At 72.3% G+C, this 26,984-nt stretch carries 26 protein-coding genes; 14 read left to right on the top strand and 12 right to left on the bottom strand.

Annotated features, from left to right (window positions below):
* The first annotated feature begins 370 nt into the window (after positions 1–370).
* Positions 371–1,465 (top strand): D-alanine--D-alanine ligase family protein, encoded by a 1,095-nt coding sequence (locus C2L59_RS15940; RefSeq protein ID WP_103350289.1) that lies wholly within the window; start codon positions 371–373, stop codon positions 1,463–1,465.
* Positions 1,466–1,467: 2 nt separating this feature from the next.
* On the opposite strand, the gene C2L59_RS15935 is transcribed toward C2L59_RS15940, so the two are convergent.
* Together C2L59_RS15935 and C2L59_RS15930 are read right to left on the bottom strand one after the other, a co-directional pair.
* Positions 1,468–2,004: a DUF3515 domain-containing protein gene (locus C2L59_RS15935; protein ID WP_199199098.1), complete on the bottom strand. Its 537-nt coding sequence runs from the start codon at positions 2,002–2,004 to the stop codon at positions 1,468–1,470.
* Positions 2,005–2,070: 66 nt separating this feature from the next.
* The gene (locus C2L59_RS15930) at positions 2,071–2,304 is read right to left on the bottom strand and encodes an Lrp/AsnC family transcriptional regulator (protein ID WP_003091994.1); all 234 of its coding nucleotides are present in this window, start codon (positions 2,302–2,304) and stop codon (positions 2,071–2,073) included.
* Positions 2,305–2,441: 137 nt separating this feature from the next.
* On the opposite strand from C2L59_RS15930, the gene C2L59_RS15925 reads away from it, so the two are divergent.
* The gene (locus C2L59_RS15925) at positions 2,442–3,398 is read left to right on the top strand and encodes a thiamine-phosphate kinase (protein ID WP_103350287.1); all 957 of its coding nucleotides are present in this window, start codon (positions 2,442–2,444) and stop codon (positions 3,396–3,398) included.
* A 16-nt stretch (positions 3,399–3,414) separates the two neighbouring features.
* Positions 3,415–3,894 (top strand): GNAT family N-acetyltransferase, encoded by a 480-nt coding sequence (locus tag C2L59_RS15920; protein ID WP_103350286.1) that lies wholly within the window; start codon positions 3,415–3,417, stop codon positions 3,892–3,894.
* Here the strand turns inward: C2L59_RS15920 and C2L59_RS15915 are convergent.
* Positions 3,881–5,083: a glycoside hydrolase family 27 protein gene (locus C2L59_RS15915; protein ID WP_103350285.1), complete on the bottom strand. Its 1,203-nt coding sequence runs from the start codon at positions 5,081–5,083 to the stop codon at positions 3,881–3,883. The two genes, C2L59_RS15920 and C2L59_RS15915, sit on opposite strands and share 14 nt — an antisense overlap.
* Before the next feature lie 32 nt (positions 5,084–5,115).
* On the opposite strand from C2L59_RS15915, the gene C2L59_RS15910 reads away from it, so the two are divergent.
* The 3 genes from C2L59_RS15910 to C2L59_RS15900 all read left to right on the top strand — a co-directional run bounded on the left by C2L59_RS15910 (position 5,116) and on the right by C2L59_RS15900 (position 7,191).
* Positions 5,116–5,646 (top strand): gamma carbonic anhydrase family protein, encoded by a 531-nt coding sequence (locus C2L59_RS15910; RefSeq protein WP_103350284.1) that lies wholly within the window; start codon positions 5,116–5,118, stop codon positions 5,644–5,646.
* A gap of 30 nt (positions 5,647–5,676) precedes the next feature.
* Positions 5,677–6,354, top strand: coding sequence for a uracil-DNA glycosylase (locus C2L59_RS15905; RefSeq protein ID WP_103350283.1), 678 nt, complete (start codon positions 5,677–5,679; stop codon positions 6,352–6,354).
* A gap of 66 nt (positions 6,355–6,420) precedes the next feature.
* Entirely contained in the window at positions 6,421–7,191 is a 771-nt protein-coding gene (locus C2L59_RS15900) for an alpha/beta fold hydrolase (RefSeq protein ID WP_103350282.1), read from the top strand.
* Positions 7,192–7,242: 51 nt separating this feature from the next.
* On the opposite strand, the gene rpmB is transcribed toward C2L59_RS15900, so the two are convergent.
* The gene (gene rpmB / locus C2L59_RS15895; RefSeq protein ID WP_003091970.1) at positions 7,243–7,434 is read right to left on the bottom strand and encodes a 50S ribosomal protein L28; all 192 of its coding nucleotides are present in this window, start codon (positions 7,432–7,434) and stop codon (positions 7,243–7,245) included.
* A gap of 133 nt (positions 7,435–7,567) precedes the next feature.
* On the opposite strand from rpmB, the gene C2L59_RS15890 reads away from it, so the two are divergent.
* Positions 7,568–9,142: a DAK2 domain-containing protein gene (locus C2L59_RS15890; protein ID WP_103350281.1), complete on the top strand. Its 1,575-nt coding sequence runs from the start codon at positions 7,568–7,570 to the stop codon at positions 9,140–9,142.
* A gap of 4 nt (positions 9,143–9,146) precedes the next feature.
* Positions 9,147–11,300 carry an ATP-dependent DNA helicase RecG gene (gene recG / locus C2L59_RS15885; protein WP_103350280.1) on the top strand — a complete coding sequence of 718 codons (2,154 nt, stop codon included), beginning with the start codon at positions 9,147–9,149 and terminating at the stop codon, positions 11,298–11,300.
* 121 nt (positions 11,301–11,421) lie between these two features.
* Here the strand turns inward: recG and C2L59_RS15880 are convergent, their stop codons facing one another.
* Positions 11,422–12,057 carry a TetR/AcrR family transcriptional regulator gene (locus C2L59_RS15880; RefSeq protein ID WP_103350279.1) on the bottom strand — a complete coding sequence of 212 codons (636 nt, stop codon included), beginning with the start codon at positions 12,055–12,057 and terminating at the stop codon, positions 11,422–11,424.
* Positions 12,058–12,088: 31 nt separating this feature from the next.
* On the opposite strand from C2L59_RS15880, the gene C2L59_RS15875 reads away from it, so the two are divergent.
* From C2L59_RS15875 to C2L59_RS15860, 4 genes are all read left to right on the top strand, one after another.
* Positions 12,089–13,216, top strand: coding sequence for an erythromycin esterase family protein (locus tag C2L59_RS15875; protein WP_103350278.1), 1,128 nt, complete (start codon positions 12,089–12,091; stop codon positions 13,214–13,216).
* Positions 13,217–13,414: 198 nt separating this feature from the next.
* The gene (locus tag C2L59_RS15870; RefSeq protein ID WP_103350277.1) at positions 13,415–14,299 is read left to right on the top strand and encodes a S8 family peptidase; all 885 of its coding nucleotides are present in this window, start codon (positions 13,415–13,417) and stop codon (positions 14,297–14,299) included.
* Between the two features lie 133 nt (positions 14,300–14,432).
* Positions 14,433–17,810 carry a pyruvate carboxylase gene (locus tag C2L59_RS15865; RefSeq protein WP_103350276.1) on the top strand — a complete coding sequence of 1,126 codons (3,378 nt, stop codon included), beginning with the start codon at positions 14,433–14,435 and terminating at the stop codon, positions 17,808–17,810.
* Between the two features lie 38 nt (positions 17,811–17,848).
* Positions 17,849–18,631: an arginase family protein gene (locus C2L59_RS15860; RefSeq protein ID WP_103350275.1), complete on the top strand. Its 783-nt coding sequence runs from the start codon at positions 17,849–17,851 to the stop codon at positions 18,629–18,631.
* A 370-nt stretch (positions 18,632–19,001) separates the two neighbouring features.
* On the opposite strand, the gene C2L59_RS15855 is transcribed toward C2L59_RS15860, so the two are convergent.
* Positions 19,002–19,364 (bottom strand): GntR family transcriptional regulator, encoded by a 363-nt coding sequence (locus C2L59_RS15855; RefSeq protein ID WP_103350274.1) that lies wholly within the window; start codon positions 19,362–19,364, stop codon positions 19,002–19,004.
* A complete protein-coding gene (locus tag C2L59_RS15850; protein ID WP_103350273.1) occupies positions 19,361–20,056 on the bottom strand; it encodes a hypothetical protein in 696 nt (231 codons plus the stop codon). Before C2L59_RS15850 ends, C2L59_RS15855 begins: the two co-directional genes overlap by 4 nt.
* Positions 20,057–20,366: 310 nt before the next feature.
* Between C2L59_RS15850 and C2L59_RS15845 the strand changes: the two genes are divergently transcribed.
* A complete protein-coding gene (locus C2L59_RS15845) occupies positions 20,367–21,650 on the top strand; it encodes a CdaR family transcriptional regulator (RefSeq protein WP_103350272.1) in 1,284 nt (427 codons plus the stop codon).
* Positions 21,651–21,687: 37 nt separating this feature from the next.
* On the opposite strand, the gene C2L59_RS15840 is transcribed toward C2L59_RS15845, so the two are convergent.
* The 5 genes from C2L59_RS15840 to C2L59_RS15820 form a co-directional block, all read right to left on the bottom strand.
* On the bottom strand, positions 21,688–22,266 hold the full coding sequence (locus tag C2L59_RS15840; protein WP_103350271.1) for a DUF6801 domain-containing protein: 579 nt from the start codon (positions 22,264–22,266) through the stop codon (positions 21,688–21,690).
* Positions 22,267–22,280: 14 nt separating this feature from the next.
* Positions 22,281–22,862, bottom strand: coding sequence for a DUF6801 domain-containing protein (locus tag C2L59_RS15835; RefSeq protein WP_103350270.1), 582 nt, complete (start codon positions 22,860–22,862; stop codon positions 22,281–22,283).
* A gap of 15 nt (positions 22,863–22,877) precedes the next feature.
* Positions 22,878–23,465 (bottom strand): DUF6801 domain-containing protein, encoded by a 588-nt coding sequence (locus C2L59_RS15830; RefSeq protein ID WP_103350269.1) that lies wholly within the window; start codon positions 23,463–23,465, stop codon positions 22,878–22,880.
* Between the two features lie 20 nt (positions 23,466–23,485).
* Complete coding sequence (locus C2L59_RS15825) at positions 23,486–24,904, bottom strand: DUF6801 domain-containing protein (RefSeq protein WP_233223515.1); 1,419 nt, start codon at positions 24,902–24,904, stop codon at positions 23,486–23,488.
* Between the two features lie 85 nt (positions 24,905–24,989).
* Positions 24,990–25,628, bottom strand: a complete 639-nt coding sequence (locus tag C2L59_RS15820; protein WP_103350267.1) for a DUF6801 domain-containing protein — start codon at positions 25,626–25,628, stop codon at positions 24,990–24,992.
* Between the two features lie 422 nt (positions 25,629–26,050).
* On the opposite strand from C2L59_RS15820, the gene C2L59_RS15815 reads away from it, so the two are divergent.
* Positions 26,051–26,941, top strand: a complete 891-nt coding sequence (locus C2L59_RS15815; protein ID WP_103350266.1) for a hypothetical protein — start codon at positions 26,051–26,053, stop codon at positions 26,939–26,941.
* Positions 26,942–26,984: the final 43 nt, after the last annotated feature.

Here is a 26,984-nt window from a genome sequence, read left to right as displayed (position 1 = left end):
GCCGGGAGCCGGGAGCCCGGAAGGCTGGAACGCGAAAGCCCCGCAGAAGCGAAAGCCGCAAGCCCGGAGCGCGGGAAGCCGCCATGTGCAGAAGCCCGGAGCGCGGGAAGTCTGCAGAAGGGCAAGCCCCGAGCCCAGGAAGCCCGCAGAAGCGAAAGCCCCCAAGCCCCGAGCGCGCAAAGCCGCAAACCCAAAAGCCCGAAAAGACCGGACTCCAAGCCCAAACAACCCGAGACCCCCAAGGGCACACCACACCCTCGACACCTTAGACGCCCCACCCCGCCCACGAGTTGCGTTCATCGCTCCACCGCCGCCGTCCGCCGCACCGGGCTCGGCTGTTCCGCGAGGTCACCGGGTACGGTGGCTCACCATGAGCGAGAAGATCCGGGTGGCCGTCGTGTTCGGTGGGCGTAGCAGCGAGCACACCATCTCGTGCCTGTCCGCCGGCAGCGTTCTGGGTCACCTCGATCCCGAACGGTTCGAGGCCGTCCCCGTCGGGATCACCCGGGAAGGGCGCTGGGTGCTCGGCACCGGGGACTCCGCGCAGCTCGCCATCCGCGGGCGGGAACTGCCCTCCGTCGATGACGGGAAGGGGCTCGTTCTCGCCGGTGATCCCTCCAGCCAGGGGCTGGTCGCGGTCGAACCCGGGCGGGAAAGCGAGATGCTGTCCCGGGTCGATGTCGTCTTCCCCGTGCTGCACGGCGCCTTCGGCGAGGACGGCACCATCCAGGGTCTGCTCGAACTCGCCGGCATCCCGTACGTCGGGCCCGGGGTGCTCGCCAGCGCCGCCGCCATGGACAAGGAAACCGCCAAGAAACTCCTTGCCGCCGAAGGGCTTCCGGTCGGGACCTACGCCGCGCTGAAGCGGGGCCAGTCCACTTTGGACGACCGGGTGAAAGAAACCCTCGGGCTGCCCGTGTTCGTCAAGCCGTCCCGGGCCGGGAGCTCCGTCGGGATCTCGCGGGTCGCGGACTGGGCCGGGCTCGACGCCGCCATCGCGCTCGCGCGGGCCACCGATCCGAAGGTGCTCGTGGAGGCCGCCGTCGTCGGGCGGGAGGTCGAGTGCGGGGTGCTGGAATTCCCCGACGGCCGCGTCGAAGCTTCGCTGCCCGCCGAGATCCGGGTCCTTTCCGAGGACGAAAACGCCTGGTACGACTTCGAAACCAAGTACCTCGGGGACGACGCCGAGCTCGACATCCCCGCCAAGCTCGACGACGCCCTCACCGAGAAGCTGCGCGCGATGGCCGTCGAAGCGTTCCGGGCGCTGGACTGCCAGGGGCTCGCGCGCGTCGACTTCTTCGTCACCGAAGACCACGAGCTGATCATCAACGAGGTCAACACCATGCCCGGCTTCACGACGAAGTCCGCCTACCCGAAAATGTGGGAGGTCACCGGCATGGACTACGCGACGCTGCTGACCACCCTCGTCGAGACGGCGATCGCCCGCGGAACCGGGCTCCGCTGAAGCTAGGAGAACCGCAGGGGCCGCGGGGGCAGCTTCGCGGCCACCGTGTCCGAAACGGCCTGCAGCGGCCCGGTCCCGGCGCTGTCCGGCACCGTCAGCGCCGCGTAGACCTCGCGGTCCACCACGTACCACGTCGACGCGCCCTCGCCCGGCACCTGCAGCCACTGCACCTTGTTCACCAGCCGCAGCTGCGCCGACGGCGTCAGCTCCGGCGGCCGGTCGAGGCCGCAGCGCAACACCACCGGATCACCGGAACCCCAGGCCACGGTGGCGGGCGGCGCCGGGGACGCCAGGGCGCGCACCTTCAGCGCCGTCCCGTTCGAGGTGAGCTCGGTGGGCACCGCGCCCAGGAGGGTCGTGCACCCCGGCGAGCCCGCAAAGGGCGCCGGCACGGGGACCAGCGGCAGCGGCCCCGCCGAGTCCGCGGGGGACGGTCGCGTCAGGGCGAACACGGCGACGGCGACCGCCAGCGCCACGGCGAGCGCGGCCGCGGCGACGAGCACCACTCGCGGCGGGGCACCGGTGTCGGGATCAGGCACCCGGCCACTACACCACTGCAGTCCTTTCCGGCGGGTCTGGGGGGTCGTCCCCCAGCGTGTCGCTGCTCAGAGGTGGACCACCGGGCAGGTCAGCGTCCGCGTGATGCCCTCCACGTTCTGCACCTTCGCGACCACGAGCTGGCCCAGCTGGTCGACGTTGTCGGCGGCCGCGCGGACGATCACGTCGTACGGTCCGGTGACATCCTCCGAGCTGGTGACACCCGGGATGCTGGAGATCTCGGCAGCCACCGCGGCCGCCTTGCCGACCTCGGTCTGGATGAGGATGTATGCGTGGACCACGGCGCGCCCTTTCGTCGGGATCGATCGGCTCAAGGTAGGAACGTCATCAGCAACGTATCGCCAGCTCACGGAAAAACATAGGGCATCCGACTATCGGTGATCGATCTTTGTCCCGGTAGAGAAAGCAGAGGTGACCGGTGTCACCGAACGACGGAACGGTCGCCGAGACCGGCGAGTTCGCGCTCATCCGCGCCGTCACCGAAGGACGGCGCCAGCCGCCGGGCACCCTGCTCGGCCCGGGTGACGACGCCGCCGTCGTCGCCGCCCCGGACGGGCGGGTGGTCGCCAGCACCGACGTGCTCGTCCAGGGCGTGCACTTCCGGCTCGACTGGTCCTCGCCCGAGCACGTCGGGCGCAAGGCCGTCGCGGTCAACCTGGCCGACATCGCCGCCATGGGCGCCACCCCGACCACCGTCCTGGTCGGCCTGGCCTGCCCGTCCGACACCCCGAGCGACGTGGTGAAGGCGCTCGTCGACGGCATGTGGGCCGAGGCCGGACGCGCCGGGATCGGCGTCTCCGGCGGCGACATGGTCCGCGCGGACCAGCTCGTGATCAGCATCACGGCGCTCGGCGACCTCGGCGACCGCGAGCCCGTGACGCGCTCGGGCGCCCGGCCCGGCGACCTCGTCGCGGTCAACGGGCGGCTCGGCTGGGCCGCCGCCGGCCTGGCCGTGCTCGGCCGCGGCTTCCGCTCCCCGGTCGGCGTGGTCAACGCCCAGCGCTGCCCGGAACCGCCCTACGAGGCCGGCCCGCGCGCCGCCCTCGCCGGGGCCACGGCGATGATCGACGTCTCCGACGGCTTGCTCGCCGACCTGGGCCACATCGGCGAGGCGTCGGACGTCGGCATCGACGTCCGCACCGCCGGCCTCGACGTTCCCGCCCGCCTCACCGAAGTGGGCGCCGCGCTGGGCGCCGACCCCCTGGACTGGGTGCTGACCGGTGGCGAGGACCACGCACTGGCGGCCACCTTCCCGCCCTTCACCGAGCTCCCGGACGGCTGGCGCACCATCGGCGTCGTCACGATGGCCGGCTCGGGGATCACCGTCGACGGGAAACCGTTTTCGCGAGAAGGCGGCTGGACGCACTGGCGCTGATCTAGGCTCGGGAAGCGTGAGAATCGTTCCGGTCCCCTACGACCATCCCGACGCGGCCAAGCTGATGGCCGCGGTGCAGCAGGTGTACGTCGAGCGCTACGGCAGCGAGGACATCACCCCGATGACCCCGGCCGACTTCGATCCGCCGCAGGGCCTGTTCCTCGTCGGCTACCAGGGCGAGGAAGCGGTCGCCTGCGGGGCGTGGCGCGCCCACGACGGCCCGGAGCCCGACTTCCGGCCCGGCGACGCCGAATTCAAGCGGATGTACGTCTCCGACGCCGCCCGCGGACGCGGGTTCGCGCGGATGATCCTGTTCGAACTGGAACGCACCGCGGCGCTGTCCGGCCGCAAGCGCGCCGTCCTGGAAACCGGGACCAAGCAGCCGGAAGCCATCGCGCTGTACACGTCGTCGGGGTACGTCGAGATCCCGAAGTTCGGCGTCTACCGGAACGAGCCGGAAAGCCGGTGCTACGGCAAGGACCTCACCTCGGCGTGAGCTTCAGCAGGGCCGCCGCGTGCGGGCGCAGGGTCGCCGAGACGCCGGAGCCGAGGTCCTGGTGGGCCCCGAGGTCCCGGACCGCCCAGGTGCCCGGGATGTCCGCCGACACGGTCGCGGTGGTGCTGCCGGTGTTGAGCAGCACCACCGCGAAACCGCCGCCGGACAAGGGTTTTCCCCACACCTGGTAGCCGGGGCCCGCGGCGAGCCGCCGGCCCTGGCCGCCCGCGAAGTCCTGGTCGACGGCGATCGTTTCGGCGTTGCCGAGCGTCGCGAGGTCGGTGTCGCCGAGCTTCGCCGGGTCGGTGCCGGCGAACAGCGGCGCGTTCAGCACGGCCCAGACGCTGAAGTGCGCGCGGGATTCGTCGGCGGTCAGGGTGCCGTTGCCGACCTGCAGCATGTCCGGGTCGTTCCAGCCGCCGGGCGAGCCGCTGTGCACGGCGACGGCGGCCTGCCGGTCGATCGTCTCGAGCACCGAATCCCAGGTCGGGACCAGGTCGTAGGTGGTGCGCCAGAGGTTCGCCACCGGCCGCGCCCAGGTCCACGGGCTGGAGACGCCGTATTCGGAGATCGCGTAGACGATCGGGCGGGGCAGCGCGGCGAGCTCGTCGCGCATCTTCTCGAACGCGGCTTTCCGGTCGAGGCCGTCGACGGTGTCGGCGTTGCACCAGTCGTACTTGAGGTAGTCGACGCCCCACCGGTCGAACGCCTCGGCGTCCTGGCGTTCGTGCCCGAGCGAGCCGATGCCGGCCGCCGGGTAGGCGTCGTTCGCCATCGCGCAGGTCCGGCTGCCGGGCACGGCGTAGATGCCGAACAGCAGGCCGCGGGAGTGGACGTAGTCGGCGAGGTCGGCGATGCCGTGCGGGAACCGCTTCGGGTCCGCCTGCAGCGAGCCGTCGGCGGCGCGGGTGGGGGCCTGCCAGCAGTCGTCGACGACGACGTACTTGTAACCCGCGTCACGCAGGCCGGTGTCGGCGAGCGCGTCGGCCGCCTTGCGCACGACGTCCTCGGTGAGGTCGTAGCAGCGGACCTGGTTCCAGCTGTTCCAGCCCATCGGCGGGGTGCCGGCCAGGCCGTTGGCGAGCGCGGGGGTCGCCACGGGCAGGCTGAGCAGCCACGTCAGCACGACGAGGAGGAGCACGAGCGGGCTGGTCTTCGGGTTGGTGGCGATGCCGTGATCCAATCGCACCGGAAGTGAAACCGCAGTCATTCGGAGGCGGCATGGCCATCTACGCACTCGGTGAGCTCGAACCGACGATCCACCCCGACGCCTACGTCCACCCGGACGCCACGATCATCGGCGACGTCCGGATCGGCGCGCACGCCTCGGTGTGGCCGCAGACCGTCCTGCGCGGCGACCACGGGTACATCGAGATCGGCGAGCGCGCATGCGTCCAGGACGGCTGTGTCGTGCACTGCACCGAGCGGCACCCGACGATCCTCGGGCCGTCGTCGGCGGTCGGCCACGCGGTGCACATCGAGGGCGCGACGATCGGCACCGGCTGCCTGATCGCGTCCGGTTCGGTGGTGCTGAACGGCTCGGTCGTCGAGGACGGCGGCATGGTCGGCGCGGGTGCGGTGCTGTCGTACGGCTCCCACGTGAAGACCGGCGAGATCGCCCTCGGGGTGCCGGGGAAGACGCGGAAGAACACCTCGTTCAGCGCGGAGAACATCGCCCTCGTCGTCGATTCGTACGTGCAGCGGGCCCGGCGGTTCCGGACCGAACTGAGGCGGCTCGACCCGCTCGGGTGACGCCGGCCACGCCCGGTAGGCTTGCGCGCCGTGACCGCACGACCGCTGCAGGACATCGTCGAGGCAGGCTGGGCGCAAGCCCTCGAACCGGTGGCGCCGCAGGTCGCCGCGATGGGGGAGTTCCTCCGCGCGGAGATCGCCGCGGGCCGCACCTACCTGCCGGCGGGTGAGCACGTGCTGCGGGCGTTCCAGCAGCCGTTCCACGACGTCCGCGTGCTGATCGTCGGCCAGGACCCGTACCCGACGCCGGGGCACGCGGTGGGTTTGAGCTTTTCGGTGGCGCCGGACGTCCGGCCGATCCCGAAGAGCCTGATCAACATCTACAAGGAGTACACCGAGGACCTCGGTCACCCGCTGCCGTCGAACGGCGATCTGACGCCGTGGGCCGAGCAGGGCGTGCTGCTGCTCAACCGGTCGTTGACCGTGCAGCCCGGGAAGTCGAACTCGCACCAGGGCAAGGGCTGGGAGGCGGTCACCGAGCAGGCGATCAAGGCCCTCGCGGCCCGGTCCGAGCCGATGGTGGCGATCCTGTGGGGCCGCAACGCGCGCAACCTGCGCCCGATGCTCGGCGAGGTGCCGTGCATCGAGTCCGCGCACCCGAGCCCGCTCTCGGCGCACAACGGCTTCTTCGGCTCGCGGCCGTTCAGCCGCGCCAACCAGCTCCTGGAGCAGCAGGGCGCGGCACCGGTGGACTGGAAACTTCCCTGAAGATCGGTGTCCGGATCGGTGTGACGGCTCCGACCAGGGGGTAGAACGGACCTTGGAGGACATCCCATGAACGTCACATCGGCCGACGGCACGACCCTCTTCTTCGAGCAGCGCGGCGACGGCCCGCCGGTGATCCTGGTCGGCGGCGCGTTCAACGACCGGTCGACCACGGTGGGCCTGGCCGAGGTCCTGGCCGGCGACTTCACCACGATCGTCTACGACCGCCGCGGCCGCGGTGACTCCGGCGACGCCGCCGGGTACGCCGTCGAGCGCGAGATCGAAGACCTCGCGGCGCTGATCACCCACGTGGGTGGGACGGCGTCGGTGTTCGGGCACTCCTCGGGCGCGATCCTGGCCCTGGAGGCGGCCGCGGCGGGGATCGGCATCGACCGCGTGGTGGCCTACGAGCCGCCGTACGCGACGCCGGAGCAGGAGCGGGGCGACGTCCTCGGGCAGGTGCAGGCCCAGCTCGCGGCGGGTGACCGCGACGGCGCGGTGAAGACGTTCCTGATGGTCGCGGGCACGCCGGAAGAGATGGTCGAGGGGATGAAGCAGGCCCCGGTGTGGGGCTGGTTCACCGCGCTGGCGCACACACTCCCGTACGACCTGACGATCTGCGGCCCGGGTGCCCGTCCCCGCCTGGAGCACCTGGCGAAGATTGCGGTCCCGGCCCTGGTGATCGGCGGCGGCGCCAGCCCGGAGGAACTGCAGGCGGGTGCCCGCGTGGCGGCCGAAGCGGTGCCGGGTGCCCGGCACGAGACTCTGGACGGGCAGGACCACGGGGTGCTGCAGTACCCGGAGACGCTGAAGCCGTTGCTGACGGACTTCTTGAAGTAAAGAAAATGGCGGGTGCTCCGAGGAGCACCCGCCATTCGAACTCTTCTCGCCTCAGCCGCGAACGACCTTGCCCGCCTTGATGCACGAGGTGCACACGTTCAGGCGCTTGCGCTGGGACACACCCACCTTGGCGTGGACGGTCTGGATGTTCGGGTTCCACCGGCGGTTGGTACGGCGGTGGGAGTGCGAGACCGACTTGCCGAAGCCGGGTCCCTTGCCACAGACGTCGCACACGGCAGCCACGTCGAACTCCTTTGGATCTGGGTCATAGAGATGAGCCCAGACGGACTGGGCAACTCGACCATAGTAACTACTGCGATCGAGGCCCCCGGCACCGGGTCGATACGCTGCCCGGGGACCGGGAGGAGGTTACGGGGTGCGGGTGCTGGACGCGGCGGCGGTGGCGGCCTGGGCGGCGGGCTGTGTGCACAGCCTGGCGAGCCTGCGCCCGGCCATCGACGAGATCAACGTCTACCCCGTCGCCGATTCCGACACCGGCTCCAACATGCTCTTCACGATGACCGGCGCGGCCCGGGAACTTTCCGGAGCGGCCCCGGAAACCGCCGCCGATGCGCTGAAGATCCTCGCGCGCGGAGCGGTCGCCTCCGCGAAGGGCAACTCCGGCGTGATCCTTTCCCAGGTCGTGCGCGGGCTCGCCGACCGCGCCGAAGGCGACCTGGACGGCGCCTGGCTGGCGAAGGCGCTGGGCCACGCCGACGAGGTCGCCACCGGCGCCGTCAGCCGCCCGGTCGCCGGGACCATCCTGACCGTCCTGCACGCCGTCGCCCTCGCCGTCCGCGGCGACACGAGCCCGCTGCCCGAAATCGCCGCAAAGGCCGCGAAAGAGGCCGCGCACGCCCTCGAGAAGACGCCCGAGCAGCTGCCCGCGCTGGCCAGGGCCGGGGTCGTCGACGCCGGGGCGCGCGGCTTGGTCGCCGTGCTCGACGCGCTGGTCGCCGTGCTCACCGGCGCTCCCGTCCGGCAGGACCACGCCCTCGAAGTCCACACCGGAACCGCCGAGGCCTACGCCTGGGAGGTCATGTACCTCCTGGACGGCGTCGACGAGGCGAGCCTGCCGACCCTGCAGAAGGAGCTCAGCGGCCTCGGGGACAGCGTCACGGTGGCCGGCGACGGCTCGGGCGCCCACGCCGTGCACGTCCACTGCGCCGACATCGGCGCCGCCATCGAGGCCGGGCTCGCGCTCGGCCGGCCGCGCCGGATCCGCGTGGAACCGCTGCTCACGCCGACGCCGATCGAGCCCGGCGGCGGGATCGACCGCACGGTCGTCGCCGTCGTCCACGGCGGCGCGCTGGCCGAGCTGCTGCGCGCCGAGAGCATCCCGGTGCTGGCCGTGCCCGAGGGCGGGACGCCGAGCGTCGAAGACGTGATCGGCCTGCTCAACGAGGCCGCCGGGCGGCAGGTGACCGTGCTGCCGGGCAGCGTCGCGCTCACCGCCGCGGCCGACACCGCCGCCGGGCACGCGATGGCCGCCGACCGGGACGTCGTGGTCATCCCGTGCGCGTCGCCGGTGCAGGTGCTGGCCGCCCTCGCCGTGCACGACGCCGGGCGCCGCACCAACGACGACGTCGTCGCGATGGCCGAAGCGGCCGCCGCGACCAGGCGTGGCGAACTGCGGATCGCGCAGGAGGAGTCGCTAACCTGGGTGGGCCGGGCCCAGTCCGGTGACGTGGTCGGCCTGGTCGACGACGAGGTGGTGCTGATCGAGCCCGCGCCCGCGTCCGAGACCAACCTGGTCGCGGCCGCGATGAAGGTGCTGAACCGGATGCTGGCGCTCGGCGGCGAGCTGGTGACGGTGCTGAGCGGCGCCGCCGCCCCGCCGGGGGTCGCCGAAGAGCTCGCGGAGCAGCTGCGGGTGGAGCACCCCGAGGTGGAGCTGACCAGCTACGCCAGCGGCCAGGCGGACGCCGTGCTGCTGATGGGAGTCGAATAGCGAGATGGCCGGACTGCGCGACAAGCTGCCGCTGCTGCTGGGCGCCAAGACGGCGAAGGCGCTCGCCACGTCGTTGGACATCGAAACGGTCAGCGACCTGCTGCGCCACTACCCGCGCCGCTACGCCGAGCGCGGCGAGCTCACCGACATCCACGGGCTCGAGCTGGGCGAGCACGCGACCGTGCTGGCGCGCATCGAAAAGGTCAGCAAGCGGCGGATGAAGGCCCGCAACGGGACCATCCTCGACATGGTCATCACCGACGGGAAACGCCGGCTGACCTGCGCGTTCTTCAACCAGGCGTGGCGCGAGAAGGACCTCGTGCCGGGCAAGACCGGGCTGTTCGCCGGCAAGGTGTCCGCCTTCCGCGACACCCTGCAGCTGACCAACCCCGAGTACGAGCTGTTCGACGCCGAGAACGAAGCCGAGGCGATGGACAACTTCCTCGCCGCGATCATCCCGGTGTACCCGGCGGCGCAGGGCATGCCGACCTGGTCGATCGCCAAGTGCGTGCGCCAGGTCCTGGACGTCCTCGAGGTCGACGACGACCCGATGCCCGCCGAGCTGCGGCGGCTGCACAAGCTGGCCGACCTGGACAACGCGCTGCGCGGCATCCACCGCCCGGAGAACTGGGCGCACCTGGAGGCGTCGAAGAAGCGGCTCAAGTGGGACGAAGCCATGGCCGTCCAGCTGATCTTCGCGCAGCGGCGCCACTCGGCCATCTCGCGCCCGGCCAAGCCGAACCCGCACGTCAGCGGCGGCCTGATGGACGCCTTCGACAAGCGGCTGCCGTTCGACCTGACCGCGGGCCAGCGGGGGATCGGCGACGAGATCGCCGCGGACCTCGCGTCCGAGCACCCGATGAACCGGCTGCTGCAGGGCGAGGTCGGTTCCGGCAAGACGGTCGTCGCGTTGCGGGCGATGCTGCAGGTCGTCGACAACGGGCGGCAGACCGCGATGCTGGCGCCGACCGAGGTGCTGGCCGCGCAGCACGCGCGGTCGCTGCGGGAGATGCTCGGCGACCTCGGCCAGGCGGGCGAGCTCGGCGCGGCCGAAAACGCCACGCGCGTCACGCTGCTCACCGGGTCGATGGGCGCGAAGGAGCGCAAGAAGGCGCTGCTGGAGATCGTCAGCGGCGAGGCGGGCATCGTGGTCGGCACGCACGCGCTGATCCAGGACCACGTCGAGTTCGCCGACCTCGGCCTGGCCGTCGTCGACGAGCAGCACCGGTTCGGCGTCGAACAGCGGGACGCGCTGCGCACCCGCGGCGCCGGCGACACCAGCCCGCACGTGCTCGTCATGACCGCGACGCCGATCCCGCGCACGGTCGCCATGACCGTGTACGGCGACCTGGAGGTCTCGGCGCTGCGCGAGATGCCGGTCGGGCGGTCGCCGATCGCCACCACGGTCGTGCCGGTCGCCGAGAAGCCGGCCTGGTTCGAGCGGATCTGGCAGCGGGTGCGCGAAGAGGTCGGCAAGGGGCACCAGGCGTACGTCGTCTGCCCGCGGATCGGCGACGAGCCGCCGTCGGACAAGAGCGACAAGCGGCCGCCGCTGGCCGTCCTCGAAGTCGCGCCCGAGCTGGAGCACGGGCCGCTGCACGGCCTGAAGATCGGCGTGCTGCACGGCCGGATGCCGCCCGACGACAAGGACGCCGTGATGCGCGCGTTCTCCGCGGCCAAGCTGGACGTCCTGGTGGCCACCACCGTCATCGAGGTCGGCGTGAACGTGCCGAACGCGACCGCGATGGTGATCATGGACGCCGACCGCTTCGGCGTCAGCCAGCTGCACCAGCTGCGCGGCCGCGTCGGCCGGGGCAGCGTGCCGGGGTTGTGCCTGCTGGTCACCGAAACCCTCGACGGCACGGCGACGCGCGAGCGGCTGGCGGCGGTCGAGTCCACGACGGACGGCTTCGAGCTGTCGCGGCTGGACCTGGAGCTGCGCCGCGAAGGCGACATCCTCGGCGCCGCGCAGTCCGGGAAGCGGTCCACGCTGAAGCTGCTGTCGCTGCTGCGGGACGAGGACGTCATCGCCGCGTCCCGCCAGAGCGCGCAGGAGATCGTCGAGAAGGACCCGGAGCTGACGAAGTACCGCGGCCTGGCGCAGATGGTCGGTGACGTCGTCGACGTCGACCGCGCGGAGTACCTGGAGAAGAGCTGATCCGCCCGGCCACGGCGGCCGGAAGCTGGTCGCCGAGGAAGGCGGCGTCATCGCGGGGTTCGTCCGGCAGGGCTGGGTGGACGACGGCGCCCGCCGAACCGCGACGATCGACGAGGGCGCGTCACGCCGGCGGAGATGCGGTTCCGCCGTCCGTCGCCGTGAACACGCCGGCTTTCGCGGCGGCCGCGGCGGCTTTCGCGGCGATGGCGGCGTCGGCCGGCGTCACGCCTTCCCGGGAGACGAACAGCCGGTAGAAGATCGGCCCGCAGGCCACCCGGACCACCTCCACGGGGTCGGTGCCGGGCGGGACCTCGCCGCGCTCGATCGCGCGGTGCACGGCGGTGGCCGAGCGGGCGTGGCGGTCGACGTAGAACTCCTGCAGGGCGTCGGCGGCGCGCGCGGAGAGGAACGCGGCCGAGATCGACGCCGTCGGGAGCTCGCGCTCGCCCGGCGTGGTGAAGTAGCGCACCAGCTCCAGGTTGATCCCGCGCAGGTCGCCTTCGAGGGAACCGGTGTCCGGGGCGGCCCACTCCTGCTCGGTGCCCATCTGCAGGGCCGCCGCGACCAGGCCTTCGGCGGACTCCCAGCGGCGGTACAGCGTCGTCTTGTGCACGCCCGAGCGTTCGGCGACCGCCTCGACGGTCAGCTCCGCGTACCCGCGTTCGCCGAGCAGCTCGAGGGTGGCGTCGAGCGCGGCCAGGCGGGTCCGCTCGGTGCGGCCGCCCGGGCGCCTGGTCCCGGAAATCTCGGTGGCCAACTGCTACTCCTGTTGCGTTAGTGTCTCCAGTATGACAGGAACCGTCGACGTTGCCGGGATCGCCGCCCTGATCGGCGACGCCGAAGTCGTCGCGATCGGCGAGAACAACCACCACATCCGCGAGTTCGGCGTGCTGCGCGACCGCCTCCTGCGGCACCTGGTCACCGCACGCGGGTTCACCGTGCTCGGGTTCGAGGGCGGTTTCCCGGAGGGGCGCCTGGTCGACGCGTGGCTGCGGGGCGGCCCGGGCGAGGTCGCCGACATCGCGCGTGACGGCTTCACATTCGGCCTCGGCGACTCGGCCGAGGTGCACGGGATGCTGACCTGGCTGCGCGGCCGCGGCGTCCGGTTCGCGGGCCTGGACGTGCCGGGTTCGGCGGGCTCGCCGGTGCCCGCGCTGCAGGCCGTGCGCGAAGTCCTGTCGCGGGTGGATCCCGCCAATGCGTCCCTTGTGGACACCGCGCTGGCGGCCTGCGCGCCGTACGCGTCGGTGAGCAGCGCGGTCGCGCCGGGCCGCTACCAGGAGATGGACGCCGCGGCGCGGGACGCGGCCACCGTGGCGCTGACCGTCCTCAAAGGACACGTCGAGTCGCTGGCGCCCGAAGCCGCGCACGACGCGGAGGGCGCGCTGCGCGTCGACCTGTACCTGCGCGAGCTGGCGGCCCTGATGGCCGGGCGGGCGCCGGAGCCGCAGAGCTCGTCGCGGGACACGTACATGGCGGCCACCGTGCGGCTGCTGCGCCGGCGTTTCCCCGGCGAGAAGATCGTCCTGATGATCCACAACGGACACCTGCAGCGCGTCCCGTTCTCGCCCATGCCGGGCATGACGGCGCCGTCCGCGGGCACGCACCTGGCCGCCGAGCTGGGCGATCGCTACTTCGCGCTCGCGTTGACCGCCGTCTCGGGGACGACGACCGGCCTGGCGCCCGATCCGGCGTTCCCGCTGGGGTTCCGGATGTTCGAGCAGGCGCTCGGCGAGCCCGCGGAAGGCAGCGTCGAGGCGGCGCTGGCGTCGCGGGCACCGTGCGTGGTCGCGCGTCCCGAGGCGTCGGGCATCCGGCACGCGCACACGGCGGTGCCGGTCGATGTCGCTTCGGCGTTCGACGCGGTCGTCTGCCTGGAGAAGCAGGAAACGATTTTCCGGTCGGTGGCTGAGTAGGTGGGCCCAGTCGGCTGTTCGCCGTGACGCGACGGGGTGCTCGCCGACCGCTGTACCTGGCGACGAGCCACCGCCGGCGGGCCCTGCCGCGCCCGGCGGCGGTCCAGACCGCGGTGCCGGCCCGGCGGAATCAGCCGAACGGGCGACAGCTGCGAGTTGTCGTCCGGACACCGCCGGGGTACCACGACGATCATGAGGATGCTTCTCGCGGCCGTCGCCGTGCTCGCCGTGCCGGTCTCCGCCGGCGGCGTGCAGCCCGATCCGCCCAGCTGGGGGCTGGACCGGATCGACCAGCGCACCGGCCTCGACCACGCCTACCACTACGCGAGCGACGGCTCGGGCGTCACCATCTACGTCATCGACAGCGGCGTCGACGCGAAGCACCCCGACTTCCAGGGCCGGGTCGCGCCCGGGCGGGACTTCCTCGACGGCGGCTCCGACACCAGCGACACCAACGGCCACGGCACCCGGCTCGCCGGCATCGCCGCCGGCAAGGACTACGGCGTCGCCAAGGGGGCCCAGATCGTGCCCGTGCGCGTGCTCGACTCCGGCGGCGGGGGCGCCGTCGACCGGATCATCGCCGGCATCGACTGGGTCGCGCAGAACGCCCAGCAGCCCGCCGTCGCCCTGCTCGGCATCGGCGGGGCGCCGAACGACCAGCTCGACGCCGCCGTGAAGCGGCTGGCCGAGGTGGTGCCCATCGCCGTTCCCGCGGGCGGTGAGACCGCCGACGCGGGTGGCTTCTCGCCGGGCCGGGTGCCCGAGGCGCTGACCGTCGCCGCCTCCGATGCCCAGGACCAGCCGGACAGGACGGCCAACTCGGGGCAGGCCGTCGACCTGTACGCCCCGGGGGCCGACATCCCGTGCCCGATCGCCGGCGGCACCGGCGCGGGCCCGGAGTCCGGCACGTCGATGGCGGCGGCGTTCGCGGCCGGCGTGGCCGCCCGCTACCGCGCGCAGCACCCGGGCGACACCCCCGCCCAGGTGGACGACGCCCTGGTGGGCGCGACGACGCCGGACGTGCTCAAGGGCGTTCCGGGCGGCACCGCCAACCGGCTGCTTTACGCGCCCGCCGGATCCTGAAAAGCTGCCCGGACGGCTCGCCCGGCAACCGTCCGCGACGCATGATGTCCATCACCCGGGACTGAACTCCCGCAGTGCGGGAAGAACCGGGTAACGTGCGTTGACTTACCGATCCAAGAGGGAAGGACCGGGCATGTTCCGCAAGGTTCTGGTGGCCAACCGCGGGGAGATCGCGATCCGGGCGTTCCGCGCCGGCTACGAACTCGGCGCGGGGACGGTCGCCGTGTTTCCGCACGAAGACCGCAACTCCCTGCACCGGCTGAAGGCCGACGAGGCGTACGAGATCGGCGAACCCGGTCACCCCGTGCGCGCCTACCTCTCGGTCGACGAGATCGTCGCCGCGGCGAAGAAGGCGGGGGCCGACGCCGTCTACCCCGGCTACGGCTTCCTCTCGGAGAACCCCGATCTCGCGCGCGCGTGCGAAGAAGCGGGGATCACCTTCGTCGGGCCGAGCGCCGACATCCTCGAACTCACCGGTAACAAGGCCCGCGCGGTCAAGGCCGCGCGCGAGGCCGGCGTGCCGGTGCTCGGGTCGTCCGAGCCGTCCAGCGACGTCGACGCGCTGGTCGCGGCGGCCGGGGAGCTCGGCTTCCCGGTCTTCGTGAAGGCCGTCGCCGGTGGCGGCGGGCGCGGCATGCGCCGCGTCGAGGACCCCGCCCTGCTGCGCGAGTCCATCGAGGCCGCCGCGCGCGAGGCCGAATCCGCCTTCGGCGACCCGACCGTCTTCCTGGAGAAGGCCGTCGTCGAGCCGCGGCACATCGAGGTGCAGATCCTCGCCGACGGGGCCGGCAACGTCATCCACCTCTACGAGCGCGACTGCTCGGTGCAGCGGCGCCACCAGAAGGTCGTCGAGCTGGCCCCGGCGCCGAACCTCGACCCCGAGCTGCGCGACCGCATCTGCGCGGACGCGGTCAAGTTCGCCCGGCAGATCGGCTACCGCAACGCCGGCACCGTCGAGTTCCTGCTCGACAAGCAGGGCAAGCACGTCTTCATCGAGATGAACCCGCGCATCCAGGTCGAGCACACGGTCACCGAAGAGGTCACCGACGTCGACCTCGTGCAGTCCCAGCTGCGGATCGCCTCCGGCGAAACCCTCGACGACCTCGGCCTGAGCCAGGACAAGATCTACCTGCGCGGCGCCGCGCTGCAGTGCCGCATCACCACCGAGGACCCGGCCAACGGCTTCCGCCCGGACACCGGGATGATCTCCGCCTACCGCTCGCCGGGCGGCTCGGGCATCCGGCTCGACGGCGGCACCGCCTTCTCCGGCACCGAGATCAGCGCGCACTTCGACTCGCTGCTGGTCAAGCTCACCTGCCGCGGCCGCGACTTCAACACCGCCGTCGGCCGCGCGCGCCGCGCCGTCGCCGAGTTCCGGATCCGCGGGGTCGCGACGAACATCCCGTTCCTGCAGGCCGTCCTCGACGACCCGGACTTCCGCGCCGGGCGCGTCACGACGTCGTTCATCGAAGAGCGGCCGCAGCTGCTCACCGCGCGGCAGTCCGCCGACCGCGGCACGCGGCTGCTGACCTACCTCGCCGACCAGACGGTCAACAAGCCCAACGGCGAACGCCCGAAGACCCCGGACGCCACGCTCAAGCTGCCGAAGCTCCCGAAGGACGCCGAGCCGGCGCCCGGGTCGAAGCAGAAGCTCATCGAGCTGGGCCCGGCCGGGTTCGCGCGCTGGCTGCGGGAGTCGCCGCACATCGGCGTCACCGACACGACCTTCCGGGACGCGCACCAGTCGCTGCTCGCCACCCGCGTCCGCACCAAGGACCTCCTCGCGGTGGCGCCGGTGGTCGCGAACACGCTCCCCGAACTGCTGTCGCTGGAATGCTGGGGCGGCGCGACCTACGACGTGGCGCTGCGGTTCCTCGCCGAGGACCCGTGGGAGCGGCTGGCCGCGCTGCGCGAAGCCGTGCCGAACATCTGCCTGCAGATGCTGCTGCGCGGGCGCAACACCGTCGGGTACACGCCGTACCCGACCGAGGTGACGAACGCCTTCGTCGAGGAGGCCACGAAGACCGGCATCGACATCTTCCGGATCTTCGACGCGCTCAACGACGTCGAGCAGATGCGCCCGGCCATCGAGGCCGTGCGCGAGACCGGGACCGCCGTCGCCGAGGTGGCGCTCTGCTACACCTCGGACCTGTCCGACCCGGGCGAGAAGCTCTACACGCTCGACTACTACCTCAAGCTGGCCGAGCAGATCGTCGGCGCCGGGGCGCACGTCCTGGCGATCAAGGACATGGCCGGGCTGCTGCGCGCGCCGGCGGCGACCAAGCTGGTCACCGCGCTGCGCAAGGAGTTCGACCTGCCGGTGCACATCCACACCCACGACACCGCGGGTGGCCAGCTGGCCACCTACCTCGCGGCGATCAACGCGGGTGCGGACGCCGTCGACGGCGCGGTGTCGTCGATGGCGGGCACGACGTCGCAGCCGTCGCTGTCCTCGATCGTGGCGGCCACCGACCACTCGGCCCGCACGACCGGGCTGGACCTGCGGGCGATCGGCGAGCTGGAGCCGTACTGGGAGAGCGTGCGCAAGATCTACGCGCCCTTCGAGGCCGGGCTGGCGTCGCCCACCGGGCGCGTCTACGACCACGAGATCCCCGGCGGGCAGCTGTCGAACCTGCGCACGCAGGCCATCGCGCTGGGCCTGGGCGACCGGTTCGAGGACATCGAGGCGATGTACGCGGCCGCGGACAAGATCCTCGGGCACCTGGTGAAGGTGACGCCGTCGTCCAAGGTCGTCGGCGACCTCGCGCTACACCTGGTCGGCGCGGGTGTCTCGCCGGCCGACTTCGAGGCGGAGCCGAACAAGTTCGACATCCCCGACTCGGTGATCGGCTTCCTGCGCGGCGAGCTCGGCGACCCGCCGGGTGGCTGGCCGGAGCCGTTCCGCACCAAGGCCCTGGAGGGCCGCGCGGCGGCCAAGCCGGTCGTCGAACTGTCCGAAGAGGACCGCGCGGCGCTCGCTTCGGAGCCGCGCCGGACGCTCAACCGGCTGCTGTTCCCCGGCCCGACGAAGGAGTTCGAGGCGCACCGCGAGGCATACGGCGACACGTCGGTGCTGCCCAGCAAGGACTTCTTCTACGGGCTGCGGCCGGGGGAGGAGTACCCGGTCGACCTCGAGCCGGGCGTGCGGCTGCTCATCGAGCTGGAGGCCATCGGCGAGGCCGACGAGCGCGGCGTGCGCACGGTGATGTCGACGCTGAACGGCCAGCTGCGGCCGATCCAGATCCGCGACCGTTCGATCGCTTCGGACATCCCGGCGACGGAAAAGGCCGAAAAGGGCAACCCGAAGCAGATCGCGGCGCCGTTCGCGGGCGTGGTGACGCTGCAGGTGGCCGAGGGCGCCACGGTCGAAGCCGGCGCGACGGTCGCCACGATCGAGGCGATGAAGATGGAGGCCTCGATCACGGCGTCGGCCGGCGGCAAGGTCGGCCGGCTGGCGATCACGAACGTGCAGCAGGTCGAGGGCGGTGACCTCCTGCTGGTCCTCGAGTGACGCCTTCACGGCGGCGGCTTCCGCGCTAGCATCGGCGGATGCTGATCAACGCGGTACCGCAGCGGCAGGGCGCGGTGGGACCGCGCGCGGCGGAGCTGCCGGACGGCTGTCTGGCGCTGGCGGAGCTGGCCGGGCACGTGCTCGGCCGGCCCGTCCACCACGTCCCGCAGACGCGCGCGGTGTCCGAAGTGGACGGCGGGATCGCGTCGCGGGCCGTGCTGACCGGCCCGAACCGCGCGGCCCAGCTGGCGGCCCTGGAGGCCCCGGGCGGCCCGGTCCTGACGATCGGCGGCGACTGCGGCGTCGAGCTGATCCCGATCGGCGTGGCGCGGTTCCGGCACGGACCCGGCCTGGGCGTGACGTGGTTCGACGCCCACCCGGACCTGAACACGGCCGAGACGTCCCCGTCGGGCGCGTTCCACGGGATGGTCCTGCGGTCCCTGTTCGGCGAGGGCGACCCGGAGTTCGCGGCGGCTCCGGCGCTGGAGCCCGGCCGGGTGGCCCTGGCCGGAACCCGCGTGTTCGACCCGGAGGAGCGGGCGGCGGTGGCCCGTGGGCTGGCGGTGACGTCCGCGGCCGCGCCGGCCGGGGTGGAGAAGCTGTACGTGCACGTGGACCTGGACGTGCTGGATCCGGCGGAGTTCCCGGGGCTCAATTACCCGGAGCCGGACGGCTGGACGATTTCGCGGCTGGTGGCGGAGCTCGACGCGCTGGCGCGGTTCGAGGTGGTCGGCGCGGGGATCACGGAGTGCGTGGGGACGCCGCGCGAGGTCGAGGTGCTGGAGCCGGTGGTCGAGGCGATCGGCCGCCTGCTCGGCTGATTGCGGTTCGGGCGGGGCCGGGCGGACTGCGCCGGGGTTCGGCTGGGGCTGCGCGGGCCTTGCCGGGCTCGCGAGCTCCGCGGCAGCTGGCTGCGCGGGCGGGCCGGGCTGCTCCCGGTCACGCGGGGCGGGCTGTGCCTTGGGAGCCTGGGGCGCGGAGTTAGCGGCTTGCCTGGCGGGCGGCGCTGTTCCGGGCACGTGGGGCGGGCTGTGCCTTGCGCACGCAGGTCGCGGAGTTAGCGCAACTGCCGCGGGCCGGGCGGAAACCCGCCGCGCTCGCCGCCGAAGCCGCGGCCGCGGCGAGCTCAGGATGCGTGCCGTGCCGGAGCCTGAGGCGCGAAACCCGCCGCAACACGCGGTCTGCCGGTGCTCACTCCGGCCAAGCCGCGCGCACCGCGGCGAGGGCGGCACCGAGGCCCGCGCCCAGATCGCGGGCCTGGGCCGCGTAACCGGCCGCGGCCGAGCCCAGGAGCGCCTCGCGGTCCGGGCGGCCTACCGGGATCGTCACCACCGTGCCGCGGGCGCGGGCCGTTGCCACCCAGCCTGCCGCCTCCAGTTCGCGGTATGCGCGGGCCACCGTGCCCGAGGCCAGGCCCAGGTCGCGGGCCAGCTGGCGGATCGGGGGCAGGCGGGTTCCCTCGGCCAGTGCGCCCGTCGTGACCGCGTGGACCACCTGGTCGTGCACCTGCCGCCAGGGGGCCAGCCCGTTCTCGGTGTCGACGACGATCTTCACGCCGCGGCCGGGAGCCGTTTCACCGGGGCCGTGACCGCCAGGAACGCCGCCAGGCCGGCCACGACCACCAGGAACGACACGAAGTCGCCCGCCGGCCAGCCGATCGCCGTGCACGCGCCGATGCCCAGCCCGATCGCCACCCGGGCGCTGCGGGTGCGCAGGGCCAGGTCCGCACGCGGGTCACCGACCGCCGGGCGGCGCACCGCGAGCAGTGCGATCGCCGCGCAGACCACCGCCGTGCCCGCCGCCACCGCCAGCTGCTTCCACTGGGCCGTCACCCCCAGGTGCACCATCGACCCCGCCGCCGCCAGGCCGCCGAGGACCAGCACCCACACCGGGACGATCCCCGGCAGCGTCCGCGGCACCAGCACCGCCTCCCGGCGCGGGCCGCGGTTCGGGCGCTGCGCCAGCAGCTCCGCGATCAGGCCGCCCAGCAGCAGCGTGACGACGATCGTGCCCGCTCCTTCGTCGCCCAGCAGCGGCGGGATGGCGAGGAAGAGCCACGGGTACCAGAGCCGGCGCCGCTTGAGGTAGCGGACGGCCATCGCGACCTCGCCGGGGCCGGGACCGGGCACGCCCCAGCGTTCCAGCAAGCGCTTACCGTGCTTTTCGCCCGGCCAGAGCACGATCAGGATCGCCAGCCCGAACAGGCCCATCACGAGCGCGACCCCGAGCACGTTGTCCCACGGCATGCCGTACCTCCCGACGCTTGTATCAAGCACATGATACAAGCTCGCGGCGTAACCGCAGGGCGGGGTGCTCGTGGCACGATTCGCCCGTTCGCACGCACGCTCCGGTGCACTCGGCGGGACGCTTGTCAGCCGATCGCAGCCAAGCCCGCGAAATTTGTCATCGCGGTGACAAGAAATAGGTTTTCTTTCACCGATGTGACACGTTTGGCGTTAGTTTTTCGATGTGCTCGTTGTCACCCCGCAACAGGCGCGGGGTGCCCGGTCGCGGGCGTCCGCGGCCGGTTTTCCGGGGCGGAGCGAAGGAGCTGCGATGTCGGTGGAGCGCGGATTCGAACACGCTGCGCCGCCGCCCACCGCCCCGCTACCCCGCAAGCTCGCCGACATATTGCGCCCGGAGCTGGCCAGTCTCGCCGCCGAAATCGTCGAAGAGATCCGCGCGACCATCCCGGCTTACGCCCGTCCGCTCGACGGGCCCTACGGCAAGTCGATCCGGGCCGGCGTCGAGTACGCGATCACGTTGTTCGTCGCGCAGATCGCCGATCCGACCGTGTCGAAGGAACAGTCCCACGAGGTGCACCACCGGCTGGGGCAGAACGAAATGCGCGAAGGCCGCAGCCTCGACACGCTGCAGTCGGCCTACCGCGTCGGCGCGCGGGTGTCGTGGCGGCGGATCATGCGCGTCGGGCGGCGCAGTGGCCTTTCGTCGGCGGTGATGTCCCAGCTGGCCGACGCGATGCTGGCGTTCATGGACGAGCTGGCTTCGGTCGCCCTCGACGGTTACCTGGAAGCCAAGGCGCGCACGGCGGGCGCCCTGGACACCTGGCGCCGCAAGCTGCTGCACCTGATCCTGGAGACGCCGCCCGCGTCCCCGAAAGCGATTGCCGAGCTGGCCCAGCTGATCGGCTGGCCGGTGCCGTCGGACGCGACACCGGTGGCGGTCTGCCCGGCCGGCGGCGTCGCCCCGGCCCGCCGGCACGCCGGGCTGGACGCCGACGTCCTCGCCGAACTCGACACCCCCGACCCGAAACTGGTCGTCCCGGGCGAGCTGAGCGGCGCCCGGCTGGCGGCGCTGCAGGTGGCCCTGCCGGACTGCCGGCTGTCGATCGGCCCGTGCGTCCCGCTCGCGTCGGTGGCGGATTCCCTGCGCTGGGCCCGCAACGCGCTCCAGCTGGCCGAACGCGGCGTGCTGGCGCCCCGCCCGGTGCTGCGGGCCGAGGAGCACCTGGCGACGCTGCTGGTGAACTCCGACACCGGCCTGGTGGGCACCCTCCGGCACCGCCTGTTCGCCCCGCTGGCGGACATGACGGGCAAGCAGCAGGAGCGGCTGCTGGAGACGCTGCGGGCGTGGCTGGACAGCCAGGGCAACGTGGTGGAGATCGCCGAGCGCCTGGGCGTCCACCCGCAGACGGTCCGCTACCGCATGCGCCAGCTGCAGGCGACGTTCGGCGACAGCCTGCGCGACCCGTCGGCCCGCTTCGAGATGGAGCTGGCCCTGCGCGCGGGCGCGGCCCCGCTGCCGCTGCGGTACCCGGTCAGCGACCTGCTGCCGTCGCAGCGATCGGGTGGTTCGCGTCCACAGTGGACGTCCAGCTGACCGGGGTGCCGCCCCGGGGGCGGCACCCCGGTGCGGCTCAGCTGATCGGCAGGGCCGGGGTGAACGTGGTGTCCTGGCCGTCCTGCGGGTGGCAGATCACGCTGGAGAACGCGGGCTCGCCGTCGGCCCGGTGCAGCGACAGCAGCAGGACCAGCTGACCCGCGGTGAACGTGATCGTGCCCGAGGAGCCGGCGGTGTGCGACGACCGCCCGCCGCTGAACGAGGCCACGGCCGGACCGGCACCCCAGGTCGACGGCTGGATCGTCGCGGCGCCGGGGTTGGCCGACCGGGGGCCGTTCGCCGCCTCGGTGAACACCGCGACCCGCCCGCCCGCGAAGCCGTCGCTCCCGCGGCTGGTGAACCACGTCTGCGCGGCCGGAGTCAGGGTCACGGTCCCCGAGACGCCCGAGAGCGCGAAGCCGACTCCGGGAGCGACGGTGTCCGGACCGGTGAACCCGGCGACCAGGGTTACCGTCTGCGGCGAACCGTCGGGAAACTGGCAGGTGTAGCCGACGGCACCGGAGTGGAACGCCGTGCTCGCGTGGGCGGGCGCGGCCGCCCCGGCGAGGGCGGCCGTCGTGATCAGGGTCAGGACCAAGCTGCGGAAGAGGCGCATGATTCCTTTCTGCGTCAGGAGATCGCGATGTCCGGCTGGAACGCCGCGCCGGGCGGGACGGGCACCGCCACCCGGCACGTCGACGACCACGGGACCCAGGTCCCGGTCGCCTTCTTGCGGAACTCCAAGTCCTCCCTGAGCTGTGCGCTCAGGGCGAATTCGATCGTTCCCGCCAGACCCGCGCCGGTGGTGACGTCCCCGGCCGCCACGTGGAACGTCATCGGGCCACTGGCGGGGAACGTCTGCTCGCCCAGGATTCCCGAGACCGGGGCGTCCGGGTACGCGTTCGCGGCGGTGATCGAGGCGGTGAGTCCGCCCCGGACCCCGTCGTAGCCCAGGCTCGCCAGGAGTGCGCGCAGCGGCGCCGGCACGACCTGGGTCAGGCTCACGTTCCGGAGGGTGATGGTGCTGCCCGGCGCCACCACGTCGTCGGTCGTGAACGAGGCGGCGAAGGTCGAATTCTGCAGGCCGACGCCGGGGTAGCTGCAGCGGTAGGGCACCGCGCCGGTCTGCAGGGTCACGGTGCCCGCGTGGGCCGTTCCCGCCGTCAGGCCCGTGACGAGCAGGGCCGCCGCGAGCGCTGTTGCGAATCTCATCCGTCGCCTCCAGCGTCAGGAGATCGCGATGTCCGGCTGGAACGCCCGGTTCTGCGCCGGGCTGGTCGCCTTCAGCGTGCACGTCGAAGACCAGGCGACCCACGTCCCCGTCGTCTTCTTGTGCCACTGGAGGGTTTCGTTGACCTGGACGCCCAGCGCGAACCCGATCGACCCCGTCGCGCCGGCGGTGAAGGTCAGGTCGCCCGCGAACTCGGGAAAGGTCAGCCCGCCGGTCGTGGGGACCGCCTGCTCGGGGAAGCCGCCCGAAATGATCGTCGTGGCCGGGGTCGCGTTCGTCGCGGTGATCGTGGCGGCGAACGAGCCCTGGACGCTGTCGTAGCCGGCGGCCGTGAACAGGGAGCGGACCGCCGGGGACATGACGTGGCTCAGGAACACGTCCGCGATGGTGAACGTGGCGCCCGGCGGAACCGTGTCCTCGGCGGAGAACGAGCCGGTGACCGTCGAAGCCTGCGGCGAGACGCCGGGGTACGTGCACGTGTAGGTCAAGGTGGCGGTCTGCGGTGTCACCTGTGCCGCGGACGCCGTTCCCGCTGTCACGCCGGTGACGAGCACGGCCGCCGCGACCGCTGTGCCGATCCTCATGGTTCCCCCTCGATCCGGTGCTACCTCGGTTTCGCGACCGCCTTCTTCGCGGCCGCGCTCTGCGAGCCCGGAGCGGGCGGGTTGGAGCCGTCCGGGCAGTCGGCGGGGTCGGGTGTGTCGCAGCCGACCAGGTTGTAGGTGTCGACGTAGGCCTGGTTGCCCGGGCCCGCGCTCATGCCGTCGAGCAGCGGGTTCAGGTCCTGGCCGCCGGAGGTGCAGCCCCGGAAGCCCGGCAGCGTGAAGCCGCCGTTCGGCTCGGTGCTGACGTGACCGACGCCGAACGCTTCGTACGGGCCGTCCAGGACGAGGTGGACCGGGTCCTTCGTCACGCAGTCGGGTCCGAGGTCGAGCGGGACGCCGTTGATCTCGGCGTGGCTCATCCGGGCCATCACCCGCAGGTCCGCGTGCAGGGACGGGAGTTCGGTGACCGGGTCGGTGTACAGGTTGCCGGCGAAGTCGATCATCCGCTGGGTCTGGTACTCGACCGGCAGGAACTCGACCGTCGCGCTCACCGGCACGAACCCGAAGCCGAGGAAGGTCGCGGTGACCGGGCTGAACGCGGTCGCGCCGGTGACCCACGAATCACCGGTGTCGATGTTCACGTTGATGAACCCGTTGACCAGCAGGGACGGGTGGGCGTCGACCGTCGCGCCCAGCCGCTTGATCGTCGACTTCGTGAGCACGCTGACCAGCCCGAGCGGCTGGGTGTACACGTTGGGGGGCGGCTCGTCGTCCATGGCCCGCACGTCGCCGGTCGCGGCCTGCTGCTTCTCCTTGGTGCCCGGTACCACCTTCGGGAGCACGAGGACCTTGCCCAGCGTCGTCTTCTGGCCGTCGTCGAGGGTGCACGCGACCTTCGGCGGCGCGGTGGTGGCGGCGGGCGCGTCGGGGGCCGGGACGGCTTCGAGCGTGAGGACCGGCGCGGTGACGTCGAAGGTGACGGCGCCGATCGTGTTGATCGCGATCTCCGGCACGGTCCCGGTCGCGGTCAGGACGACGTCGCCGGTCTCCGGCAGCGGGGCCGGCGCCACGACGAGGGTGACCGGGACGTGGTCCGAGCGGTCGTCCTGGTGGACGGCGAGGTCGAGCTGCACCGTTCCGCGCAGCGAACCGGTGGTGGCGCCGGCGGGCAGGAACGAGAGCGCGACGTCGCGGGGGAGGGTCAGCTTGACGGCGTAGGCGCCGATCGTCGCCGACGTCCCGGTCTTCGCCTGCGCGGGCAGCGTCGCGGTCGTCTCGACGGTGAGCGCGCGCGGGCCGAGCGGGTCGGCGAACGGGCAGTGCACCGAGACCGACGCCGCCGCCTGCGTGTCCGGCGGGACCGCGGGGCCGGGAGCGGCCGAGCCGACCCCGGTCAGCGCGCCGTTCGCCGCGGACAGCAGGCCGGCGGCCGCCAGCGCGGTCACCGTGACGGAGCGGGGCCGGACTCGACGTGGCATCGGTATCCCTGGGTGTGTTCGTGGTGCGAGAAAGGGGAAACCCGGTGCGGGCCCGCTCGCGCGGGACCCGCACCGGGAATCGGCGTCAGGAGACCGTGATGCTCGGGCTGAACGCCACGTTCTGGGCCGGGTTGGTGACCTTCAGGGTGCAGCTCATCGACCAGGCCGTCCAGGTGTTGGTGGCCTTCTTGTGGAACTCCAGGGCCGCGGTGACCGTGTTGCCCATCGACAGCGTGGCGGTGCCCGCCGACGCCGGCGCGGTGTAGGTCGGCACGCTCGAGGTCGCGACCTGCGAGATGTTGACCGTGATGGGGCCGCCGGCCGGGTAGATCGTCTGCGGGATGTTCAGCCCGGTGGCCGCCGGCTGCGACAGGGTCCCCGCCGACGCCGTCACCGGCACCGTGGCGGTGCCGCGGATGCCGTCGTACCCGACCGCGGTGAGCAGCGCGTGCACGCCGGCGCTGATCGTCGCGGAGCCGCCCACGTTGGTCGGCGTGGTGACGCTGCTGGTGGCGACGACGTCCGGCGCGTCGAGGTGCGAGGTGACGAGCACCGGCTGCGGCGTGATGCCGGGGAAGGTGCAGGTGTAGGTCAGGGGCGTGGTGCCACCGGCGGTGTAGGTGACCGTGGCGGCGGCCGCGGTACCGGCGGTCAGCACCGCGATGGCGCCGACGGCGGTAGCGGTGGTCGCGATTCCGGCGGACAGCCTGCTGAGTCGGGACATACCCATCTCCTTTGATTCAGTACAGTCTCGGCTTTGGCTGATCGATTGCTCGCCGTCGTTGCTCTCCGATCACGTTCGCCCGCCCCCATTGCCCCGAGCGGCGGGACGTGAATTAACCGACGTGCGAGGTGGAGGTCCATCTGCCGGGAATGAGGCTACTCGCGAGTTCAGTACGGAACAAGAGTTTGTGGCATCGGCAGCCAACCGGGCCGGGGCGGCCGCGGTTTCTTGTGCGGTCGCGCGCAGGCCCGGTGCGGCTTTCATCGGATTTTGACAAAGAAGTACCGCGTGGCCGAACGGTGCCGGGAACGGTCTACCATTCACGATCTTGCCGAAGCAATCCGGGATAACGAAACGCGAGAAAGGAGGCTACCGTGCCACTTGCTTCACGTTGTGAACGGGTATCGCTGAAGGGAGCCGTATTGACGGTCTCGGCGGCGATGGCCCTGTCGCTGTGCGCAGCACCGGCGTCCGCGGCCACCACCGGCGGCGTGATCGCCTGGGGGAAGCAGGACTACGCCATCACGGTCCCGCCGCCGAACGTGCTGTCCGGGGTCTCCGCCGTGTCGGCGGGCAGCACGACCGTGCTGGCCCTGCAGGGCGGCGCGGTCTTCGCGTGGGGCGCGAACAACTGGGGCGCCAACGTGGTCCCCGCCGACGCGCGGTCCGGCGTCAGCCAGATCGCCTCCGGCTGGGGTCACGAACTCGCCCTCAAGAACGGCAAGGTCATCGCCTGGGGCAACAACTGGTACGGCCAGACCACGTTGCCGGCTTCGGTGGGCAGCGGCGTCATCGCGATTTCGACGGCCAACATGCACAGCCTGGCCCTGAAACAGGGCGGGCAGGTGGTGAGCTGGGGCACGCGCACCGACGTGCCGGCGTTCGCGCAGTCCGGCGTCACCGCGATTTCCGCCGGGGGCGACCACAACCTGGTCCTCAAGAACGGCGGGGTGCTGGCCTGGGGCAGCAACGCCTACGGGCAGGTCACGGTGCCGGCCGGGCTGTCCTCGGGGGTCACGGCGATCTCCGCCGGGTTCGGCTACAGCCTGGCGCTCAAGGACGGCCGCGTCTACGCGTGGGGCCAGAACAACTACCACCAGATCGACGTCCCGCCGGCGGCCCTGTCCGACGTCGTCGGCATCGACGCCGGGTTCAACCACACGCTGGCCTTCAAGGCCAACGGCGACATCGTCAACTGGGGCTCGGACTTCGTCACCGAGTCGGAGCCGGTCACGTGCGGGCCGGTGTTCGCCGTCTCCGCCGGGGACAACGACAGCTTCGTGCTGAAGGAAGACGTCACCGCGCCCTGCTGATCGCCCGGGCCGGAGGGTGGCGGGCGGGATCGCCCGCCACCCG

Origin of the sequence: Amycolatopsis sp. CA-128772 (assembly GCF_002904295.1) — a bacterium.
Lineage (GTDB): Bacteria > Actinomycetota > Actinomycetes > Mycobacteriales > Pseudonocardiaceae > Amycolatopsis.
The sequence above is the reverse complement of the archived record's forward strand: the minus strand, read 5'-3'. Positions and strand labels throughout refer to the sequence as shown.

What these genes read in the sequence shown, in the direction of transcription:
- C2L59_RS15825 (WP_233223515.1), bottom strand. Translation starts at nt 24,904, where the DNA reads ATGCCACGTCGAGTCCGGCCCCGCTCCGTCACGGTGACCGCGCTGGCG.
- C2L59_RS15860 (WP_103350275.1), top strand. Translation starts at nt 17,849, where the DNA reads ATGCTGATCAACGCGGTACCGCAGCGGCAGGGCGCGGTGGGACCGCGC.
- C2L59_RS15865 (WP_103350276.1), top strand. Translation starts at nt 14,433, where the DNA reads ATGTTCCGCAAGGTTCTGGTGGCCAACCGCGGGGAGATCGCGATCCGG.
- C2L59_RS15835 (WP_103350270.1), bottom strand. Translation starts at nt 22,862, where the DNA reads ATGAGATTCGCAACAGCGCTCGCGGCGGCCCTGCTCGTCACGGGCCTG.
- C2L59_RS15910 (WP_103350284.1), top strand. Translation starts at nt 5,116, where the DNA reads ATGGCCATCTACGCACTCGGTGAGCTCGAACCGACGATCCACCCCGAC.
- C2L59_RS15850 (WP_103350273.1), bottom strand. Translation starts at nt 20,056, where the DNA reads ATGCCGTGGGACAACGTGCTCGGGGTCGCGCTCGTGATGGGCCTGTTC.
- C2L59_RS15830 (WP_103350269.1), bottom strand. Translation starts at nt 23,465, where the DNA reads ATGAGGATCGGCACAGCGGTCGCGGCGGCCGTGCTCGTCACCGGCGTG.
- C2L59_RS15875 (WP_103350278.1), top strand. Translation starts at nt 12,089, where the DNA reads ATGACAGGAACCGTCGACGTTGCCGGGATCGCCGCCCTGATCGGCGAC.
- C2L59_RS15820 (WP_103350267.1), bottom strand. Translation starts at nt 25,628, where the DNA reads ATGTCCCGACTCAGCAGGCTGTCCGCCGGAATCGCGACCACCGCTACC.
- C2L59_RS15900 (WP_103350282.1), top strand. Translation starts at nt 6,421, where the DNA reads ATGAACGTCACATCGGCCGACGGCACGACCCTCTTCTTCGAGCAGCGC.
- C2L59_RS15940 (WP_103350289.1), top strand. Translation starts at nt 371, where the DNA reads ATGAGCGAGAAGATCCGGGTGGCCGTCGTGTTCGGTGGGCGTAGCAGC.
- C2L59_RS15870 (WP_103350277.1), top strand. Translation starts at nt 13,415, where the DNA reads ATGCTTCTCGCGGCCGTCGCCGTGCTCGCCGTGCCGGTCTCCGCCGGC.
- C2L59_RS15845 (WP_103350272.1), top strand. Translation starts at nt 20,367, where the DNA reads ATGTCGGTGGAGCGCGGATTCGAACACGCTGCGCCGCCGCCCACCGCC.
- C2L59_RS15840 (WP_103350271.1), bottom strand. Translation starts at nt 22,266, where the DNA reads ATGCGCCTCTTCCGCAGCTTGGTCCTGACCCTGATCACGACGGCCGCC.
- recG (WP_103350280.1), top strand. Translation starts at nt 9,147, where the DNA reads ATGGCCGGACTGCGCGACAAGCTGCCGCTGCTGCTGGGCGCCAAGACG.